The 21,074-nt window shown below is 39.4% G+C and carries 18 protein-coding genes and 4 other annotated features; of the genes, 7 read left to right on the plus strand and 11 right to left on the minus strand.

The window, feature by feature from the left end; genetic code table 11:
* Positions 1-4 precede the first annotated feature (4 nt).
* Positions 5-1,672 (plus strand): glycosyltransferase family 4 protein, encoded by a 1,668-nt coding sequence (locus tag AA980_RS18665; protein WP_024026928.1) that lies wholly within the window; start codon positions 5-7, stop codon positions 1,670-1,672.
* An 83-nt stretch (positions 1,673-1,755) separates the two neighbouring features.
* Here AA980_RS18665 and AA980_RS18670 read toward each other — a convergent pair whose 3' ends face one another.
* The 8 genes from AA980_RS18670 to AA980_RS18705 form a co-directional block, all read right to left on the minus strand.
* The gene (locus AA980_RS18670) at positions 1,756-3,702 is read right to left on the minus strand and encodes an FtsX-like permease family protein (RefSeq protein ID WP_024026927.1); all 1,947 of its coding nucleotides are present in this window, start codon (positions 3,700-3,702) and stop codon (positions 1,756-1,758) included.
* The gene (locus tag AA980_RS18675; RefSeq protein WP_024026926.1) at positions 3,692-4,459 is read right to left on the minus strand and encodes an ABC transporter ATP-binding protein; all 768 of its coding nucleotides are present in this window, start codon (positions 4,457-4,459) and stop codon (positions 3,692-3,694) included. Before AA980_RS18675 ends, AA980_RS18670 begins: the two co-directional genes overlap by 11 nt.
* Before the next feature lie 70 nt (positions 4,460-4,529).
* Positions 4,530-5,540 (minus strand): sensor histidine kinase, encoded by a 1,011-nt coding sequence (locus AA980_RS18680; RefSeq protein WP_024026925.1) that lies wholly within the window; start codon positions 5,538-5,540, stop codon positions 4,530-4,532.
* A complete protein-coding gene (locus AA980_RS18685) occupies positions 5,533-6,243 on the minus strand; it encodes a response regulator transcription factor (RefSeq protein WP_024026924.1) in 711 nt (236 codons plus the stop codon). Before AA980_RS18685 ends, AA980_RS18680 begins: the two co-directional genes overlap by 8 nt.
* Before the next feature lie 275 nt (positions 6,244-6,518).
* A complete protein-coding gene (lepB, locus tag AA980_RS18690; RefSeq protein WP_024026923.1) occupies positions 6,519-7,061 on the minus strand; it encodes a signal peptidase I in 543 nt (180 codons plus the stop codon).
* Between the two features lie 41 nt (positions 7,062-7,102).
* Complete coding sequence (locus tag AA980_RS18695; protein ID WP_024026922.1) at positions 7,103-7,558, minus strand: hypothetical protein; 456 nt, start codon at positions 7,556-7,558, stop codon at positions 7,103-7,105.
* Between the two features lie 65 nt (positions 7,559-7,623).
* On the minus strand, positions 7,624-8,397 hold the full coding sequence (locus tag AA980_RS25885; protein ID WP_024026921.1) for a hypothetical protein: 774 nt from the start codon (positions 8,395-8,397) through the stop codon (positions 7,624-7,626).
* Between the two features lie 65 nt (positions 8,398-8,462).
* Positions 8,463-8,906 (minus strand): hypothetical protein, encoded by a 444-nt coding sequence (locus AA980_RS18705; protein ID WP_024026920.1) that lies wholly within the window; start codon positions 8,904-8,906, stop codon positions 8,463-8,465.
* A gap of 358 nt (positions 8,907-9,264) precedes the next feature.
* Positions 9,265-9,541: a binding site (T-box leader), on the plus strand.
* A 92-nt stretch (positions 9,542-9,633) separates the two neighbouring features.
* Between AA980_RS18705 and AA980_RS18710 the strand changes: the two genes are divergently transcribed.
* The 6 genes from AA980_RS18710 to AA980_RS18735 all read left to right on the plus strand — a co-directional run bounded on the left by AA980_RS18710 (position 9,634) and on the right by AA980_RS18735 (position 16,968).
* Positions 9,634-10,491, plus strand: coding sequence for an SAM hydrolase/SAM-dependent halogenase family protein (locus tag AA980_RS18710; RefSeq protein ID WP_024026919.1), 858 nt, complete (start codon positions 9,634-9,636; stop codon positions 10,489-10,491).
* Positions 10,492-10,521: 30 nt separating this feature from the next.
* Positions 10,522-11,079, plus strand: a complete 558-nt coding sequence (locus AA980_RS18715) for an ECF-type riboflavin transporter substrate-binding protein (RefSeq protein ID WP_024026918.1) — start codon at positions 10,522-10,524, stop codon at positions 11,077-11,079.
* A gap of 26 nt (positions 11,080-11,105) precedes the next feature.
* Positions 11,106-12,818, plus strand: coding sequence for an ABC transporter ATP-binding protein (locus AA980_RS18720; RefSeq protein WP_024026917.1), 1,713 nt, complete (start codon positions 11,106-11,108; stop codon positions 12,816-12,818).
* Positions 12,809-13,642 (plus strand): energy-coupling factor transporter transmembrane component T family protein, encoded by an 834-nt coding sequence (locus tag AA980_RS18725; protein ID WP_024026916.1) that lies wholly within the window; start codon positions 12,809-12,811, stop codon positions 13,640-13,642. Before AA980_RS18720 ends, AA980_RS18725 begins: the two co-directional genes overlap by 10 nt.
* 155 nt (positions 13,643-13,797) lie before the next feature.
* Positions 13,798-14,024: a binding site (T-box leader), on the plus strand.
* A gap of 47 nt (positions 14,025-14,071) precedes the next feature.
* Positions 14,072-14,303 (plus strand) — a binding site (T-box leader).
* 240 nt (positions 14,304-14,543) lie between these two features.
* Positions 14,544-14,776: a binding site (T-box leader), on the plus strand.
* 120 nt (positions 14,777-14,896) lie between these two features.
* Positions 14,897-16,657, plus strand: coding sequence for an aromatic amino acid hydroxylase (locus AA980_RS18730; RefSeq protein ID WP_024030778.1), 1,761 nt, complete (start codon positions 14,897-14,899; stop codon positions 16,655-16,657).
* The gene (locus tag AA980_RS18735) at positions 16,651-16,968 is read left to right on the plus strand and encodes a 4a-hydroxytetrahydrobiopterin dehydratase (RefSeq protein ID WP_024030779.1); all 318 of its coding nucleotides are present in this window, start codon (positions 16,651-16,653) and stop codon (positions 16,966-16,968) included. Before AA980_RS18730 ends, AA980_RS18735 begins: the two co-directional genes overlap by 7 nt.
* 155 nt (positions 16,969-17,123) lie before the next feature.
* Here AA980_RS18735 and AA980_RS18740 read toward each other — a convergent pair whose 3' ends face one another.
* The 3 genes from AA980_RS18740 to AA980_RS18750 are packed head-to-tail and all read right to left on the minus strand — an operon-like array spanning position 17,124 to position 20,894.
* On the minus strand, positions 17,124-18,290 hold the full coding sequence (locus AA980_RS18740; RefSeq protein ID WP_024030780.1) for a Ger(x)C family spore germination protein: 1,167 nt from the start codon (positions 18,288-18,290) through the stop codon (positions 17,124-17,126).
* Positions 18,290-19,804: a spore germination protein gene (locus AA980_RS18745; RefSeq protein ID WP_024030781.1), complete on the minus strand. Its 1,515-nt coding sequence runs from the start codon at positions 19,802-19,804 to the stop codon at positions 18,290-18,292. Before AA980_RS18745 ends, AA980_RS18740 begins: the two co-directional genes overlap by 1 nt.
* On the minus strand, positions 19,794-20,894 hold the full coding sequence (locus AA980_RS18750; RefSeq protein ID WP_156351213.1) for a GerAB/ArcD/ProY family transporter: 1,101 nt from the start codon (positions 20,892-20,894) through the stop codon (positions 19,794-19,796). The genes AA980_RS18745 and AA980_RS18750 overlap by 11 nt, the downstream gene beginning before the upstream one ends.
* Between the last annotated feature and the right edge of the window lie 180 nt (positions 20,895-21,074).

Here is a 21,074-nt window from a genome sequence, read left to right on the forward strand (position 1 = left end):
AAATATGAAGATATTAATGGTTTGTACAGAAAAACTTCCGGTGCCTCCCGTTTTAGGAGGAGCCATACAAACGTATATATCCGGAACTCTCCCAATCTTAAGCAAATTTCATGATGTTACAGTGATCGGGATTAGTCATCCGTCTCTCCCTGATAAAGAAATAATGAACGGCATTCAATTTGTCCGTGTTCCGGGCAACGTATTGGAAATATATCGTGAAGAGGTCGTACAATTTATCCAGAACAATTCATTTGATCTTATCCACATTTTTAATCGGCCCCGACTGGTCATGCCCATCCGGGGTGCAGCACCCAATGCAAAAATTACCTTAAGCATGCACAATGATATGTTCAATATCGAAAAAATTGACCCAACTGAAGCAACATCAGTTTTGAAAGAGGTTTCCAATATTGTAACGGTAAGTGATTATGTAGGAAATGTCATCCGTACTCTTTATCCTGAATCTGCTCCAAATATTCGCACCATTTATTCAGGTGTAGATACCGAGCGTTTCCTGCCTGGAAACCATCCAAAAATGCGCGAAATTCGAAATTCCATTCGAAAACAACACGGTTTAGAGAATAAAACCGTTTTATTATTTGCCGGAAGGCTTTCGGTAAATAAAGGGGTAGATAGGTTAATCCAAGCATTACCGCAGCTTTCAACAAAATTCAAAGATTTAGCGTTGGTCGTTATGGGGAGTAAGTGGTTTAGCCAAGATGAAGTAACGGATTATGTAGCGTATATTAAAGCATTGGCAAAAAGACAATCAATCCCGGTTGTAGCAACAGGTTTCGTTTCTCCGAGTGAGATTCAAAAATGGTTTGCAGCAGCTGATTTATTTGTCTGTACTTCCCTTTGGCAAGAACCGCTGGCACGCGTTCATTATGAAGCAATGGCAGCAGGCCTTCCGATTGTTACAACTGCAAGGGGAGGAAACGCGGAAGTAATTATCCAAAATGAGAACGGGCTGGTCGTAGAAAATCCGGAAGATCCAAGCTGCTTTGCTGAAAAAATTACAACCATCTTATCGGATAAATCTCTGATGAAAAGAATGGGGATTAGAGGAAGAGAACTGGCAGTTGCGAATTATGAATGGAATCGGGTAGCAAACGAGATTTTAGAAGTTTGGCACCAAGCGATAGAAGCACCGTCTACGAATATTCATAATGAGTTAGAGTCTATACAAACTCAACTCACGAATGAAACGCATAGTGAGACACTCGAAGTCTATCAGAAAGTGGAGCTCGACAACGAATTTTCAAAGCAAGATATGTTGGACAAGGAAGACATGGTGGACAAGAAAAACAAGAAAGATAAGAAGGACAAGAATGACAAGGTGGATAAGAAAGATAAGAAGGACAAGAATGACAAGGTGGATAAGGAAGATAAGAAGGACAAGAATGACAAGGTGGATAAGGAAGATAAGAAGGACAAGAAAGACAAGAAAGACAAGGTGGATAAGGAAGATAAGAAGGACAAGAAAGACAGGGTGGATATGAAAGATAAGAAGGACGAGAAAGACAGGGTGGATAAAAAAGATAAGAAGGACAAGAAAGACAAGAAAGACAAGGTGGATATGAAAGATAAGAAGAGCAAGAAAGACAGTGTGGATAAGAAAGACAAGAAAGACAAAAAGGAAAAGAAAGAAAAGAACAATAAGCAAAAGTAAAACGAATATAGGGACGGGGGGACAGCACCACGTCCCTATTACTATAGATGGTAGATTCCCTTAGGGGGACGAGGAACTGTCCTCTAGTCCCCGATAATTTGATTGGCATATTTTCGTTTTACGATAAAATAATAAATCAATTGGAAAAGTAAATAAACACTGCTTATTGAGAGGCTGCTGCGATATATTTCAAGGTCCATTCCTGATTCTTTAAAAAAAGTACTTGTGTATACGAGTGAGATCACGATTCCCAAAATAGGAGCGGCGAAAAAGAGAATTTTTAATTCCCCAGCGATAATTTTGCGAATTTCTTTTTCGGTAATCCCAATTTTAAATAGTTTTTTGTAATTTTTCCTTTCGTCCTCCAATTCGGAAAAGAGGCGTAATAGCAAGATTATTACGGTCGCAATAAAGAATAGGACACTGATAAAGGTTACCAGGTAGAGGATGAGACCGCCGCCTTGCTTATTATAATCATAGAGACCTATTTTTGATCCGGGTTGGAAAAATTCCTGTTCCGTCATTAATCTGCGTTGAATCAGCTGCTCAAATTCAGGTGTTACTTTATTAGCAGCACTTAATTTCTCCTCCAGCTTAATGACAGCATCCTTCGAATTTTTCCAGTCCTTCATATTTAAAAACTGAATTTCCGCTGTTTGTACTTCAGAAGTATTACTTTTTAACTGTTGATAATCTGCTGAATTAAGGACAATTAAGCTATTATCAATGTATTTTAGGTCATTAATCAGCCTTTCAAACATCGCTGACTGCAGCTTATCAATACCGATATTGGGAAGATCTTGTTGGATATCTGCAATCATTCTATTTTGCTCTGCTTTTCCCTGCAAGTTTAATTGAACAAGAATCAGATAGCTGCCTTTTTCAACCTGAATCGGTTTGTTCGCAACTGCTGAAAGTTGATCATCGGCGACAATAACGGTTCGGAAATTGTAGTTTGCCGAATCAAAGTAATTGCTCACTTCGAGCGTTTTATGCTCGGTAATCGGATTTTCCTTTGTAGCCACCACGGCAGACAGCTTATCAAAGGAAACTCCCGTCTGAACAAACGCAATATCGTACGGGTGGAGATCAGTCGCTGCTTTTTCAGCACCTAAAAAAATATAAAGAACAAAGCCAATGTAAAAAATCGTCACAATGACCATAACGGTGATGAGGTAGATAATTTTTTTAACTTGTTTAAACTTATAATCTAGATTCGTTAGCAATAGCAGATGACGGTAATAGCTTGAAGGCCGTCTTTTTATGATGTTCAGACAGAAGCTCCCTAACTGTGAGATCGTTATATATAAGGTAATCATGATGGATATCGTACAAAACAGCAGCAGTTGTCCATCATTTTCAGGGACTGTCCCGAAATAAGCATAGAGAATATATAAGGATGCAAGCAGTGCAATAAACGCAATCGCTGCCAATACTGGATTCGCACGTTTATTTTTCTTAGAGGTGCGCTCCTCCTTTAACAGTTTAACAATCTCAAACTTACTTGTGACGACCATCGTGACCGCGACAGCGATGGCAAAAATAACACTGAAGAGGCCAATGGAGTACAAATAACTGTTTACATTTAATTCAAACGAAACGCTCTTTACGCCAATCAGGCTCATAATGATTAGGAAAAAAAATCGTGAAAATAGCGTTCCTGCTATTATTCCCAAACAAATCGAGGCGCTGGCAATGATGCTATTTTCTACTAGAATGATTTTACGAATGTCCCGGGTTGACATCCCCAAGGTCATAAACAGTCCAAACTCTTTCTTTCTCCCTTTAATAAAGGTAGAGTGAGCATAGCTGATAAAGAAAATTGAAAAAATCAGTAAGGCTACCGTCGGAATCATCACCGCCTCATTGATACCTTCTTCGATTTCTTTTGATCTATGCAGACTTTCATTAAAGAGGAGCGTTGAAAACATGAAGAACACCATGACGGCAAAACTGTTGCACAGAAAATAAAATAGGTATCTTTTCAGATTACTTTTGAAAATCTTTACGGCGATTTGCTTAATCGTCATGCGTCCCACCCCCTAGAACGGCAAGGCAGTCGATAATCTGGTCTAAAAAGTCCTTTCGATTCCCCTTTTTAACAATTTGTGAATCGAGGATACCATCTTTAATAAATATTACTTTGTTGCAATAGCTTGCTGCAAAGACGTCATGGGTCACAACAACAATCGTCGTTTCCATCTCTTTATTAATTTTTTCAAAGCATTCCATTATCGTTTTCGAAGACTTCGAATCTAGGTTTCCCGTCGGCTCATCGGCAAAGATGATGCTAGGATCATTGGCTAACGCCCTGCTTACGGCGGCGCGCTGCTGCTGACCACCTGAAATCGAATAGGGATATTTATCGGCAATGTCATAAATACCAAACGTAGACATGATTTCTTTCGTCTTGGTTTCCATATATACCGCGTCACGTTTTTCTAAAATCATCGGTAACATCACATTTTCTTTTAACGATAAACTATCAAGTAAATTAAACTCTTGAAATACAAAGCCGAGATGCTGTCTTCGGAATAAGGCTAACTCCTCCTTATTCATCGTACTGAGTTCTTTATTTGCAATATGAATCGTCCCGGATGTAGGGGAATCAATTCCGCTTAAAAGATTTAGCAGTGTTGTTTTGCCGCTTCCCGATGGACCCATAATCGCCACTAATTCTCCTTTTTCAATCTTCAAATTAATGCGATTAAGCGCTTTTGTGGCAAATTGGTCTTTTTCATCATCATAAATTTTCACGATATTTTTTACCTCTAAAACTGATGTCATTGTTCATCCCTCCTTCCTCTATGGTAGATTTTTCGTTTGTTTAGAACCATCGAATATCCTTACGGGAATCTTACATTTTTGCAAGGTATTTAATCGTTACCTCCGTACCTTTGCCGACCTCTGAGGTGATTTCCAGTTGATGTCCTAAGCGGTCGGCGATTTTTTTACAAATGTATAGGCCAATGCCGGTGGAGTTACGGAATTTTCGACCATTTTCCCCTGTAAAGAAAGGGTCAAAGACTCGAGGAAGATCATAGACAGGGATTCCTACACCTTCATCCTTAATGGAAAGGTAGGTATATTCATTTTCTTGAAAAATAGTAAACACTAGTTTTTTATTGCCTGCGCCCGTGTCAGAATACTTAATTGCATTTGAAATTAACTGGTCAAGCAGAAATTGGTTCCATTTCTGATCCGTTATCACCGAGCACTCTAGGTCAGCGTGTACGACCGGATACACGTGGTTATAAATGAATTGGCTTTTCTTTTCATTGATAACGGTTTTGATGGAAGCAACGAGCGCAACAGCACGAGGTTCAAAATCCATGGCGATGTTCTCAAACCGAATCATATTCAGCACCTGCTCAATACTAGTGAACAGGCTATCATTCTCCGCTTTAATATTTTTCAAGACTACAACCGGGAGCGTTTGCTCGGCTGAATACTTTTGAATAATGAGTTCAATGACAGATATCGGCGTTTTTAAATTGTGCATCCATTGATAAAGAAACTGGACATTTTCTTCATGGCTGCTTTTTAACTCATTGATCTCACGGACGTATTGCTTATTTAAGGTGTGAATGAGTTTGAATACTTCTGCTTGTTCATTTGTTACTGGTTTCAAATCTAAACGGTCATGATTCGATTGGAGTAAATGATGGTTAAATTTATAGTATTTACTCCATTCCATCACAATCAAGATGGCTAATAGGAATAAGGAAATACTAATAGGATAGAGGATTTCCAGATTGCTAGGATGGATCATATTAAAAAAAATGATTAATATCGCTGTATTGACTAGGTAGATTAGAATAATCGACTTCTTGTCTTTAAAAAAATTCCCCAGCAGCATTTTACTCATCTCCGTCAACCTCTGCTAATAGTTGATGGTTAAATAGGTACCCAACACTCCTTTTTGTTTGAATCAAGCCTTTGATTCCCAGCTGCAAAAATTTGTTTTTTATCCGTGAAATGTTAACCGTTAACGTATTATCATCGACAAAAGCGATGTCATCCCATAACTGTTCAATCAGTTCCTCTCTCGTAATAATCCGATCTTTATTCTCAATGAAATATTTGACTAATTTATATTCATTTTTACTAAGTTCGACGATTTTTTCGTTAAAGGTCATTTTGAAGCTATCCTCATAAAGGGTTAATTGCTGGACTGTTAAATGACTAGTGTTGTTGGTGGAGTATTCACCATATGCCCTTCGAAGTGCGGCTTTTACCTTCGCTAGTAAAACTTCAAAGGTAAACGGTTTTGTGAGATAATCATCGGCACCAAGCTCAATCGCCATCACTTGATCCAATTCTCCGCTTCTTGCAGAGGTGATGATAATCGGTACTTTTGATTTTTTCCGCATCGCTCTGCAAAGATAAAACCCATCAAAATAAGGTAAGTTAATATCTAAAAGGACCAAATCTGGTTGAACCTGTTCAAATTGTTCCAAAATAGAATTAAAATCCGTTGGCTCATAAACCATGTATTTATATTTTTCAAGATATTCCTTTACAAGCGAACAAAGCTCACGATCATCTTCAATAAGCATAATTTTATACATTCATAACCCTCCAATCATTGGGACACGGGGACAGGCACCCTGTCTCATTTATTTTAATAGAGAAGAAATTATTTTGGAAATAAGAGGATTAAATAATTTACAATTATACAATTATGGGACAAGGATCCTGTCCCCCTGGTTTTATTTAATAGGCTCGATTATTATCAGAGAAATAAGGAAAGGCTGACTCACAAGGTCATTGTATAACGACCTTGTGAGTCAGCCTCTATGGTGTCGGAAATAAATTTATCAGCTTTTGAAACTCAAAATAAAAATTAGGGTAATCGATGTAGAGGGAATATAGAAAACTCCGCCCGTCCAATGATAGATTTTATAGGAAATGTTCGAACGTTAGGGTCGCGGCTATCTAAGCTTTCTCCTGTTGTTCGGTTATCTCCAACAACGAAAACTTCACCTTCTGGTACTATTACTTCAGCCATATCCACGGATTTTCCGTTTGTGTAGGTTTCCTTTAAGGGTTCACCATTAACATAAATAATCTCGTTGTTAATGAGGACTTTGTCGTGTGGCATCCCGATTATTCTTTTGATTATGCTGTAGCCATGAGGGTCTTGAATAACAACGATGTCACCCCTATCCGGAGTATAAAAGATTTTATTTGTAAATAATACGCTTTTGTCTTCTATAGTAGGATTCATAGAATTTCCGTTAATGATTTCGATGCCGATTGCATAACGAAAGACAAAAAATAATAGGGCAATCAAAATGGAGAAGCGAATCCAACCATGAATGAACTTACGTCTTACCGGGGCTTCTAAATTCGTACTTTCTTTTCCTTCCGCTAGATATATTCTCATCTGAATTTAACCTCACTTTAAATATTTACCAAAAAATGGTGCTATTTACCTTTTAGTCTAATTTTCTCCAACTCCTTTATTGCCTTTTGAATTTCTTTGTCCATGTCGGCAGCAATTCTTTGTTTTTCTGCTTGGTTGTTTTCTAGCTTCATATCTTCAATGAGTTTGTCGGCGTATTGTTGTAAGGCAAGGATTCGCTTTTGCTTTTCCTCTTTGGTATACTTTTCCAACAGTTGGGCAGAGTTCTTTAATTCCGATTGCAGTTCTTCTTTTAAACGAATCTTTTGCTGCTCTTTTTCGGTAGCTATGGCATTTTCGATTGCGCTAATGGATTCTTGTCCCTTTTTGGTAAACCAATTGGTCAAAAGAGAGTTAATATCTTGGTCGGCAAAGGCGACCCCGATATTGCCAACAATCGTGCCGCTTAAAAGCAGAACTCCAATTAGAAGCTTAAGGCGAAAATGGTTCTTTTTTTTATACATATCTTTCTTGGTCATAATAAACGCCCTCCATGTTTTAAAATTAGGGCCTCATAGGAAGGAGGCCCTAATGATGGTTTTGATTATAGGTTGATATTATCTACAACAGTAGCATCTAGGTCAGCTTTTGCCTTGATTACACGATCTTGCGCCTCTTTAGAAATAAACGCCTGTTGAACTGCTACTAATTCATCTTTCTTTTTAGTAATCAGAGTTCGCAGTTCGCTAATTTTTGCATCGATTGCATCTTTAATTTTTGTGGTCGTTGCGGAAGTTTCCGCATTTAATTGATCTTGTAAATCTTTTTTTACATAATAAATAGCATCTTCCAATTCCCTAATAGCATCATTTTCCGCCGTAGCTAGTTGTGAATTCATATCTACGTAAGCATCCCATCCTTTAGCTTCTGTATGATTTTTTAAGTCGCTGTTTGCATCTGTCAATGTCTGGCTGCCAGCACTGTTAATGGCATTTTGAGCAGCGATTGAAATGGCTTCAAATTGCTTATCCATATACCCTGAGATCTCAGCTTTTTTAGCATTTAATGCCTGAAGATGTCCTTTTTTGGCATTTGTGATTTCGTCTTTTGCACCTTTCTCTTCACTTGTTTTAGTTCCATTAATGCTGTTGGTAGCATCTGTTTTTAAATTATTGTATTCTTGGGACCAAGCTAGGTTTTGGTCTGTTCCGTACTTTGTTGTTTCTGATTGAACAGAAGCAATAGATTTTCCAAATTGCCCATCATACCAATTCTTTAAAACAGCACCTACATCCGTATTAGCAAACGCTGCTCCGACACCAGATAATAATCCTACTGTTACGACACCTGTTACGATTTTTGTTTTGAGTGATTTCATGATAAAAATTCCATCCTTCCAATTTTGGGTTTTGTTTTTTTAAAGAACACGATCAGTTCCGTTAATCAATTTTGTTCTTTCAATAGCTCTGCTAGAATGGCTTCGGCATCCTTAGAGATTTGTGCTGCTTCTCTAGCTTCTGCTTGTTCTTTATAGAGCTGCATTTTTTGTTCATTTTGCTTTTTGAGATTTTCTTTTGCCGCTTGAAGCTGCTGGATATAATGATTTTTATGATTTTCAATCGTTCTTTCAGACTCGCTCGTTATTTTCAATTGAGAATCCGTTAATTGCTCTTCAGCATTTTGTGCAGAGTTTTGAATGTCTGTTGCAATCCTTTTTAATGAAGCATTCATTTCGTTCGCTGCTGAAGCTTCTATTTCGCAGCTGCGGTCTAAAAAGGATTGATGAAACCAATTAGAAATTGCCTCTCCTGCATCTGAAGAAGCATATGTAGTTCCAACCCCTAACATCATGATTGCAAATAAAACACCCGCCGCGATTCCCTTCATTTACACCGTCCTCCCTGTATATTCTATTACCGGTTGTTCGTTATATTGAACCGATGTGTTCATTATAATTTAACAAAAAACAGAAATAAAACCGCAAATTCCCCTGAATATTGGCGAAATGTCAGAAAAATGGTATTAAATCGCCGTATTTCTCCCGTTTTCTCATTATTTTGTTCAATATAAAATACATAATAAATATTATAACGAACAATCAGAAAGGGACAAGGGCGACAGGCAGCCCGTCCCGAGTATTTATAAAAGAAAGATTACCTTTAGTAGGACAAGAAGCCAGTCCTCATGGTTGACAATTCCAATTATCCAGAATATAATTGAGTAAATTTTCAAATTAAATACATGATTTAAAGCGTTGAAGAGGGAAAGTACGATTTAGCTATTTTTCACAGAGAGCTTCGGAAGCTGAAAAGAAGCAAAAATACAAATCCGAACAATGGCCTCCGAGCTTCGTGCTGAAACAATCTGCCAAGGTTGGAGTAGGTTCCGACGAGATTTGGTACTCGTTACCCAAACCACAGTATAAGGAGCATCAATTGCGCTCACGTACTTGCAGAGGCTGTTTTGCGCAAGCATTCAGTAAATTAAGGTGGTACCACGTGGATCTAAACCACGTCCTTATCTATTTTCATGAAATAGATAGGGGCGTGGTTTTTTTAATTTTTTTCAATAAGACTAGGGACAGCAAACATATTAAAGGATGGAGGAAAATAGAATGAATAACAATCTCGTTTTACAAACTGATTTTGGGACAAGTGACGGTGCTGTTAGCGCTATGTATGGTGTGGCGATTTCTGTAAATCCAGCCATTCGAATTTTTGACCTAACGCATGACATTCCTCAGTATCATATTTGGGAAGGCTCCTACCGGTTATATCAGACGGTTTCCTATTGGCCGGAAGGGACGGTGTTTGTCTCGGTTGTTGACCCGGGTGTTGGCTCCGAGCGCAGGAGTATTGTTGCGAAAACGGCATTAAATCAATATATCATTACTCCGGATAATGGCACGCTTACTCATATTAAAAACAGTATTGGAATTGTCGAAGTGAGAATCATTGATGAAAGCGTCAATCGCTTACCGCATTCAGGTGAATCTTATACGTTCCATGGCCGTGATGTCTATGCCTATACCGGGGCGCGCCTCGCTTCTAATTTGATAGCCTTTGAGGAAGTGGGGCCAGAGGTACCGGTTGAATCCGTCATCGAATTGCCGAAAGCGGAGGCGAGGATTAGCAATCATATTCTCACAGGGAATATCGACATTCTTGATATTCGCTTCGGTAACTTATGGACCAATATTGATCGCGTGCTCTTCAAAGACTTATCAGCGGGGTACGGTGATTCCTTTGAGGTGACGATTGAAAATGATACCCGCCAAGTTTATAAAAATATTATGACATACGGGCGGACATTTGCTGATATCCATTTAGGTGAGCCATTGCTTTATGTGAATTCGCTCGATAAAATTGGCGTGGCGATTAACCAAGGTTCGTTTGCTAAGGCGTATCATATTGAAACGGGGGCATCGTGGAAAATTTCTATTCGCAAGGTTCCGAAGATTATATATAATTGAATTTTAAAAAGTATTTAGGGGGTTGAGGGAATGAAAAGAAAGAATTTATCAATAAAAACGATTGTGGCAATTGGGATTGGGTCAGCTGTATTCGCGATATTAGGGAGATTCGCTGCTATTCCAACAGGGGTCCCAAATACCAATTTTGACACCTCATACGGCTTTTTAGCATTAATGGCTGTGGTTTTCGGACCGATTGCAGGCGGCTTAATCGGCTTAATCGGCCATGCTTTAAAGGATGCCATCTTCTACGGAACCCCGTGGTGGAGCTGGGTCATCGTCTCCGGAATCGTTGGTTTCTTAATTGGTTTAGTATCGAAGAAAATTAATATTGAAGCAGGCAGTTTTACAGTCAAACAAATTATTTTGTTTAATGTTGTACAAATCATTGTTCAAGCGATTGGCTGGTTCGGGATTGCTCCAACATTGGATGTTCTCATTTATGCCGAACCAGTAAATAAGGTCTATATACAAGGTCTTGTCGCCGGCGGGTTAAACATGGTGACAGTCGCTGTCCTTGGTACACTGCTGCTCAGTATCTATGCAAAAAGCCGAAGTCAAAGTGGCAGTTTGACGAAGGATGTTTAAGTAGAAGATTCACTAGGAGAATTTGTATGAAAAAACCGGTTATTCAGTTTGAAAATTTTAGCTTTCAATATCGCAGCCAGACGGCACCGACATTGCATGAGATAAATCTAACCATTTATGAAGGGGAAAAGGTTCTCATTGTCGGCCCTTCAGGGTCGGGAAAAAGCACACTTGGCCATTGTCTCAATGGCCTTGTTCCCTTTTCATATAAAGGGGAAGTGTCAGGAAGTTTGAAAATCAGCGGTGAGGATGTAAAGGATTTAGACATTTTTTCCTTGTCGAAAAAAGTCGGTACCGTTCTCCAAGATCCAGATGGTCAATTTATTGGACTTACGGTGGCTGAGGATATCGCCTTTGCACTTGAAAATGATGGCGCACCGCAAACACACATGTTTGATAAAGTGGCTGAGGTATCGAAAATGGTCGAAATGAACGAGTATCTGGACTCTTCACTGCACCAGCTTTCTGGAGGGCAGAAGCAGCGTGTCTCACTTGCCGGAGTCATGGTCGACGATGTGGAGATTCTGTTATTTGATGAGCCGCTGGCCAATCTCGATCCCGCGACAGGAAAATATGCGATTGAGCTCATTGACCGAATACAAAATGAAACAAACAAAACTGTTGTAATCATTGAGCATCGGCTGGAGGATGTCTTGCACTGCCATGTTGACCGCATCATTGTCGTGGATGATGGCAGGATTATCGCTGACATGACTCCGGACGAACTATTAGCTTCACCCGTTTTGGAGCAGTGCTCCATCCGCGAGCCGTTATATGTGAAAGCGGCGAAGTATGCTGGCTGTGAGTTAACGCCGGAAATGCAGCCTGCTCATATCGAATCCTTTCAAGTGGATAGGTGCAAAGCTCAGTTAGTAGATTGGTTTAGAAAAGTTGATTCCCCGCAGCCCAAAGCGAAAACAGAAGCGATTTTGGAATTAAAGGATATTACATTTGGTTATAAACCTGGACGAACAACAATTCAAGGTGTTTCTTTTTCAATTGAAAAAGGAGAAATGGTTAGTATTGTAGGAAAAAATGGTGCCGGAAAGTCGACGCTATCGAAATTGATTTGTGGCTTTGAGAAGCCGAACGCGGGCCAGATTTATTATCGCGGTCAGGATATTAGCGGTGATACGATTAAGGAGCGCGCAGCAAGGATTGGGATGGTGATGCAAAACCCGAATCAGATGATTTCGAAGCAGATGATTTATGATGAAGTGGCGCTAGGGCTCGTCATTCGCGGAGTACCAGACGCCGAAATAAAAGAGCGCGTTTTGAAGACGCTGAAAATATGCGGCTTATATCCATTCCGTAACTGGCCGATATCAGCGTTAAGTTTCGGTCAGAAAAAGCGGGTCACTATCGCCTCAATTTTAGTGTTAGAACCAGAGGTGCTGATTCTTGACGAGCCAACCGCAGGCCAGGATTTCCGCCATTATACCGAGATAATGGAGTTTTTGGTCGAACTGGGACGGCAAGGTGTGATAATCATCATGATTACCCATGATATGCACTTGATGCTCGAATATACGCCGAGGGCGATTGTGATTGCCGGCGGGGAAAAAATAGCCGATGATACGGCCGTCAATGTACTGGCCGATTCTACTATTATTGAAGCGGCTAACCTTAAGGAAACCTCTTTATTTGATTTGGCACAGCGGGCAGGAATTGGCGAACCTAAGCAGTTTGTCGATCGGTTTATCGCGTATGATCGTGAGGTGAGACAAAAATGGCAGTAGAAATGCTTTCCTACATTGAGCGGCACTCGCCGGTCCATCGGCTTACAGGTGTAACAAAGCTGATTTGCTTCATGATCTGGTCGTCCATTGCGATGCTCACTTATGATACGCGCGTTTTGACCTTTCTCTTCCTAGTTAGTATCGGTGTTTTTATCATTTCCAAGGTAAAACTAAGGGAAGTTGCCTTTGTACTCCTATTTATTTTGTTTTTCCTAATGATTAATAATCTCGCAATCTATGTGTTTTCGCCGCAAGAGGGTGTGAGGATTTATGGGACAAGCCATGTGCTGGTTGACATCGGCGGCGGGCGCTATTCTCTTACGCTTGAGCAATTGTTTTATCAATTTAATGTGACGCTTAAATATTTCACCGTCATTCCTGCAGCGATTCTGTTTATCGTCACGACCAATCCGAGTGAATTTGCGGCATCATTAAACCGCATCGGAGTCAGCTACCGCATCTCCTATGCTGTCGCACTTGCTTTACGCTATATTCCTGATATTCAACGTGATTTTCGTAATATCTCGATGTCCCAGCAAGCAAGGGGAATTGATATGTCGCGCAAAGAAAAGCTGCCAAAGCGAATTAAGAATGCCGCCTCCATCATCATCCCGCTCATCCTGTCGAGTCTCGATAAAATCGAGATAATCAGCAATGCGATGGAACTGCGCGGCTTTGGAAAAAATAAAAAGCGGACCTGGTACCGAGCCCGTCCCTTTCAAAAAATTGATATCATTACCATCATCCTTTTTGTCTTGATTCTAATAGTATCTCTTTATGTGACCTTTCATGATGGTAATCGGTTCTATAATCCGTTTTCTTGAGAGGATTAGGCGTAAAGTTTAATATAGTAACTAGTCAAAATACACTTTAAACAAAGGGATTTTCGGTCTGAAATAATATATATTTATACTATTTAATCCTTGACAACTTGGCGAATCTCATTTTATAATTCGTTATACTAAAAAAATGTTATATATGTAGAGCGTTGAAAGGAATTTAGTAGTGCTTAGCATTTTGTCTAAAGAGAGCTGATGGTTGGTGCGAATCAGTACAAACGTAAGCATGAATTACACTCCCGGAGTTTCTTTTTCGTAGTAAAGGCAGCAGTCTTTATGAAGGGGAAGACGGTAGCCGTTATTAGAATGAAGTGGTGAGCGTAAGCTCGCAACTAGGGTGGTACCGCGAAGTCTATTCGTCCCTACTGGAATTTTTCCAGTAGGGACTTTTTATTTTTATAATACTTTCATAGGATACAAGCATGGAAGGGAATACAGTAGTGTTTAGCAATTTGTCTTCAGAGAGCTGATGGTCGGTGAGAATCAGTACAAATATAAGCATGAATTACACTCCCGGAGTTTCTTTTTCGTAGTAAAGGCAGCAGTCTTTATGAAGGGGAAGACGGCATCATAGCCGTTATTAGAATGAAGTGGTGAGCGTAAGCTCGCAACTAGGGTGGTACCGCGAAGTCTATTCGTCCCTACTGGAATTTTTCCAGTAGGGACTTTTTATTTTTTGGTTGTGTAAAAGCACATTAGTGATTTTGAGCACAATGTTGATTGAAGTGGAAGGCGCGAGACTCCTGCGGGAGCAGCGGGACAGGTGAGACCCCGCAGGCGCTTTAGCGCCGAGGAGGCTCACCGCCCGCCCCGCGGAAAGATCGCGCCTGGAACGGAAATCAGCATTCACTTTTAACCCAGCCTATTATTAAAAAAATTTCATAGGATACAAGCATGGAAGGGAATACAGTAGTGCTTAGCAATTTGTTTTCAGAGAGCTGATGGCCGGTGTGAATCAGTACAAATGTAAGCATGAATTACACTCCTGGAGTTTCTTTTTCGTAGTAAAGGCAGCAGTCTTTATGAAGGGGAAGACGGCCAACAAAGTCGTTATTAAAATGAAGTGGTGAGCGTATGCTCGCAACTAGGGTGGTACCGCGAAGTCTATTCGTCCCTACTGGTTTATTCCAGTAGGGACTTTTTTTATAGAAGGAGGAACAATGATGAACTGCAGAATTCGTTTACCTTGTTAAAAGAATTCACAACTATATTGAAAAAATAGAAAGGATGTAATTTAGTATGAACCAACAATCAAAATCCAGAAAACAGATTCCCGCTCATTTACGCCAATTTGTCTCAGAGCAGCACTACGAAGAGTACACACCGATTGATCATGCGGTATGGCGATATGTGATGAGACAAAATCATCATGCCCTAAAGGATACGGCACATCCGGCATATGTGGAAGGTCTCCGCGCATCTGGGATCGACACCGAGGCTATTCCAAATGTATCAGACATGAACGAGCATCTTTCAAAAATTGGCTGGGGCGCTGCGATTGTGGATGGATTAATTCCAGGTGTTGCCTTTTATGATTTCCAAGCGCATGGTATTTTGCCAATTGCAGTGGCAATAAGAAAAGTAGAAAACATCGAATATACACCGGCACCGGATATTATTCACGAATCCGTCGGTCATGCTCCAATATTATTTGATTCTAAATATGCTTCATACGTCAAACGATTTGGAGAAATTGGTTCAAAGGCATTTGCGACAAAAGCAAAACATGAAGTATTTGAGGCTGTAAGAAATCTTTCGATTGTCATGGAAGATCGCCATTCCACACCTCAACAAATCGAAGAAGCAAAACGATTGTTAAGCGAAAGGAAAAGAGCCGTAAAGGGTATGTCAGAAGCAGATCAAATCTCGCGGATTTTCTGGTGGACAGTGGAGTACGGCTTAATTGGAACGTTGGAAAACCCGCAAATATACGGTGCCGGACTGTTATCTTCTGTCGGAGAAAGCAAGCATTGCCTGTCTGATAAGGTAGTAAAACTTCCTTTTTCTATTGAGTCTTGTATTCAGACAAGCTACGATGTAACAACGATGCAGCCGCAATTATTTGTTTGTGAGAGCTTTGATCAATTGACAGAGGCTATCGAAGAGTTCGCCAATTCAATGGCATTCCGGAAAGGGGGAACGGAGAGCTTAGATAAGGCGCTTCTATCAGGTAGTACCTCGACATTTGTTCTGAACTCCGGATTACAAATTACAGGAACGATCGAAAAGATGCTTAAAGATTCAGATGGCGAGGCCATTTATGTGAAAACGATAGGACCTACAACTTTGGCTATTAATAATAAGGAACTTCCTGGACATTCGAAAACGACTCATTACAGCGGTTTTGGCACTCCAATTGGTTTATTAGAAGGGGACATCTCTCTTGAAGAATGTACCGAGGAAGACCTTCAGACTTTAGGAATTGAAAAAGGTCGTAAATCGACTTTGGCTTTTAAGAGCGGCATTCAAGTAACGGGGAGGGTCTCTACAATAATCCGAAACAACAACAAACTAAATCTCATTTCCTTCGATAGCTGCAAAGTAACATTAGGAGATCAAGTGTTATTTGAGGAAAAGTGGGGAACGTTCGACATGGCGGTAGGATCAGCCGTTACGTCTGCATTTCCAGGCGCTGCCGATGCAGAAGCATTCTTTGGTGTAGAAGAAATACCTAAAAAGGCTTCAACAGAACCAAGACTGTTAACAGAAATAGAAATTCTGTACCAAACAATCAGGGAAATTCGTGAAAAAGAGTCACTGGATGAAAATAGTATGGTGACTGTTCAAAACGTTCTTCAAGTGTTGAGAAGCACTTATCCAAAAGAATGGCTGCTTCGCTTGGAAATTCTGGAATGGTTCTGTGACCATTGTGTGCAAACGTTGGAAACAGAACAGGTCCATCAAGAATTACTCCACCTTAGCAAAACAAAAGAGCTTCAACGTCTGATCAAAAATGGAATATCGTTACTTCCGCTTCAAAAGGAAAGTCAAAGATGTTAACAGCATTGACTCCTTTAGAAATTCAATTGGAAGGTAAAAAACTTCAAAACTGGAAGATAAAAAACGATAAATGGATCGAAAGGAAATATATGTTTAAAGATTACATGCAAGGTATTCAATTTGTTTCAGCAATCGGTCAAATTGCTGAAAAAAACCAACATCATCCATTTATCAACGTCCAATATAAAGCCGTTATTGTTTCGCTTAGCTCCTGGGCTGCAAAAGGTGTAACAGCTTTAGATATTGATCTAGCAGTCGAATTTGAAAAAGCGTATGAACAAGTAAATCATACTATTTCATCCATAAGGTGATTAGTATATCGAAAAAATGATTTTATGTACAGATGAATGAAAGAAGCAAGAGGGAGGTTCTCTTGCTTCTTTTCGCTTTTCCGATCCTGTCACAACCTGATGAAAAGATTCATTACAGTTCTACTTGCCTGAATTGAAAGCAATATTGAAATTAGTTATTCTAAGGTAGGCTCTTCCCGTTGTTTAGCTCCATGAACTATTTTCACTTTTATATCAAGCTTAATGGAATCTTTCGTTAACGGAATTTTTCCATTATGTTCTGCTTGTTTCCAGGCTTTTATGTTTTTCCTATAAAGAACTTCAGATAACCGATACACATCGGCATCAAAGTTAAGTCCTTTTTGATACGTTTCCATAATTTGTTCTTTTATTTCCTTTTCTGCTTCAGATGCTAAACTAGCAAGATTGACTTTTTTCACTAAGACAAGCATTGTAGCATTTGCTTTGATCTGCACATTAAAATGAATGTCCGAATTTTTTACGACTGGTTGTACCTTTAACTTTACCTTTTCAAATATTAGATCAACCATTGTTCCTTCTTTACTTCTTACTTGTAGCCCGTCGCGAACAAATTCTTTATTCATCCATCTAAAACCTAAGGCGTGATTGTTCGTAATTATTCCCTTAAGAGCATCCTCTTTAGTCACAGCAATCCCATCTGTTTTAATGGCATCATGTCCTCCTCTATTTGTTACCCAGTTTTTTTCGGAAATGCTTATGAAAGGGATACTAGCTTCGTGTCCAGGCTCGTTTAGGGCGATAAGCAGTTCTCTCATATCGATCGGACGAATAAACGAACTTTGATGGAATGTGGCTTTAGGATCACTTAGCCTTGATAGGGCGGTAGACATATCAAGAATTGGAGTTGTAACGAATACTTTTGAAAGTGGTTCCTTTGTTGCGTATAACCAAATGCGATAACGCGTCTCACGATAGCGATCCAACATATCAATCGTTGCTTTGACACCCACTTGTTTTAGCGCCTTTTCTGTGAAAACAACATAGGAAAGATGGCCCCAGAAAATGCGTCTTTGGGTACTTTTATAGAGGTTGAAAACTGCTTTATCAAACGTTTTTGCCGAGGCATGACCGACTTCAACATTTATTTGTGGCCCTCCGGCTCCACTGGATTCAGATTTCGCTAATAAGCGTAAATTTATCACTTGTAAATAAATGGTGTAATGGCCATCCTTATAATCCACACCAAGCCCTTGAGCATATACCATGCGCTCGGATTCATTTGAATCCCAGCAGCCGGCTATCGGGAAAACACTGAGCACGGTCAAAGTAAGAAACAAGTGTTTTATCAGTTTTCTCCTCATTAGGATTCCTCTTCTTTTCGAGTAGGGTCGTTAGGGTTTAGAGAGTTTACTCTGTTGCCTTTTTTGGAATCGGGTAAACGAAAAAAAGTTTTTAATGTATTCATCATGTCAAGACGGGTGGCTAAACTTAAATAAGGAACCCCAAAAATCCGAATTCGAGCAATGTAAATTAAAATAATAAAGATTGAGATAAAAAAACCAAAAAAACCAAATAGAGAAACACAAAAGATGACAAAAAACCGTATTATAGAAATTGTTCCGATTAACCACTGGTTCACCAGTGTAAAGGTTGCAATAGTCGAGCCTGAAATGACAACAAGCATGGCAGGATTTGTTAAGCCTGCTCTAATTGCCGCATCTCCAATAATAAGTCCGCCTATTACGCTGAGTGTTTGACCTACTGCAGTTGGCAGGCGCAGACCAGCTTCTCTAAATAATTCAAAAATAAGCAGCATTAATAAGGCTTCGAGAGCAGTGGGCAGAGGAACTCCCCTTCTCGATTCTACAATTGTTGCTAAAAGAGTAAGCGGAAGCTGATTCTGATGGAAAGCAGAGAGGGCAACCCAGAAACCCGGAAGGAAAGTGGCCACAAGAATTCCGATAATCCGCATCAATCGCTCAAAGGAGTTAAATGCATAGTTCTGTTCCTTATCCTCGGTGCTCTTTAACAGAAAGAACAGATTTACAGGTGTTATATAAGCATAAGCAATCCCATCGATTAATATAATGATTCTGCCGTTAAGGAGAGATTGAACAGCAAAGTCAGGGCGTCCCGAATAGGCATGACGCGGAAACAAACCGAATGGGTTTTTATCTAGTAATTCTTCTAATTGTGTACCGCTGAAGAGTCCATCAATATCAATAGCAGACAACTTTTCCAAGACTTTTTGTAAAATTTCCTTATCAACAATATCATCTATATATAGAACAGAAACTTTCGTTCGCGTTCGCCTGCCAATTTCAAGTGATTTACTTGCAAGCGATGTTGTTCGAAGTCGTTTTCGAATTAAAGCGGTGTTGATTGAAATGTCTTCGATAAAATTGTCACGTGGACCTAAGATACTTATTTCTGTTTTTGTTTCCTCTGGGTTTCGCTGGGGCCGTTCCGAAACGTCAACTAGAAAAATGCTTCCCGGTATATTGAAATCCATCAGTAATTTTCCGGAAAAAATCTCTGAAACTGCTTCATCATCATTTTCTACCAATTTAAGAGAAGGGAGGCGAAGGAGGTCGAGAATCTTTTCCTTGCTAGGTTCCGCATGTAATTGCGAAAAAAAAGCTTCCAGACGTTCGGGAATCATTTGATAAAGCATATCGTTCTTAACTAATCCCTTACAGTAAATAAACATCACTTTGTGCTGATTGAATTTAAACGGTTCAAATATAACATCTTCGTTTTTTTTGAATAACTCCCGAAGAGTTTGTTCGTTTAGTGACTTTGATACTGTTGAAATCTCCTTTTCATCAGGACTTCTAGCTGTAATCTGAGTCTTTTTCTTTTTCTTAAATATCATTGTTCGGCCTCCATACTTTTCTTTCAAAAATCACTGCCAATAGACCGAAGAAAACTGATAAGCCTAAGAAGAACCAAAGTGTAAATGGTAAAATAATCGCAGATAACATTCGCAAGTATTGAAAATCACTGATCGGCAGTAATGGTATAGCAGTAATTGCAGTTAAAATAATTAGTAAAAACCATTTTTGTTTCTGTTTAAATGGAAGATACTCTCTTATTAGTAGCAATAATAGTGAAATTCGGATAAATGCTCCTGATAACCATTGATAGATGGATAAAAAGTCGACGTGTTCAATAAAATTTCCTAGAGAGGCCAGTCCCCATTCCTCATAAGGAGGAAACCGCTGTTTTGATGCTTCAACGGGTCCAAATTCAATCACAGCTCCAATCAGTGGGCCAACTGTTAACATTGTTAAGATGACTGCAGTTATGACTAAATCACGAAACCGAATGGATGTTTCAGTTTTATGTTGTAGAAACAGTAGGAATATTAATTCCACCATCCCTGAACATTGGTATACTGTCCCTTTTATAACAGGAGAAAATCCATGTTCGAGAAAGGGCATAAGAAGTGAAAAATTTTTGTATTGAATATTAGTAATCGCCACAAAAAAGCCAAGAAGAATAATAAAGAATAAAAGAAAGATATTAACGATACTCAAGGTACGCAGACCCGTTCCTGCCAGCATCCAACAAATCAAAGCAAAACAAGCTGTCAACAAAAAAAAGGGGGTCTTCGGCAAGAAAGTAATATTGACCCAAGTAATTGTCTCCCTTAATGTCACTCCCGCAATAATGGTCAGATAAAGAATAACAATGAAAAAAATAAAATTACCTAGCCATTTTCCAGTATATTTTTGCATCCATGTAATCAAGTGCTGCTGCTTAGTTTTTTTATGAATAAAAATGAGAAGAGGAACCCAGAGAAGTACAAAAAAAAGTGAAACAATCACACTTAACCAAGAATCTCTTCCTGCGGTTTGTATCAATGGTGAAATAATAATGACATGATTCTTTAAGCCAATCGCAGTTATAGATAATAGGATTAATTGAAATACGGTAATTGAATCTGACTTTTTTATAGCTATACCTCCCTAAAAGTATAATAATGGTAAATATTATTTGTATTTCACTATTATTTATTCTTGTTAAGAGAAATCTTGATCAGACACAATCCTATAAAATGAAAAAAATCCTCGGGGTGGATATTAAAAGATAATTGTTCCGGTGGAAGCGAGGGGACTGACGGTTCTCTTGCCTCTTTTTCG

The sequence above is a fragment of the Neobacillus vireti genome, assembly GCF_001026695.1.
Taxonomy (GTDB): domain Bacteria; phylum Bacillota; class Bacilli; order Bacillales; family Cytobacillaceae; genus Neobacillus; species Neobacillus vireti.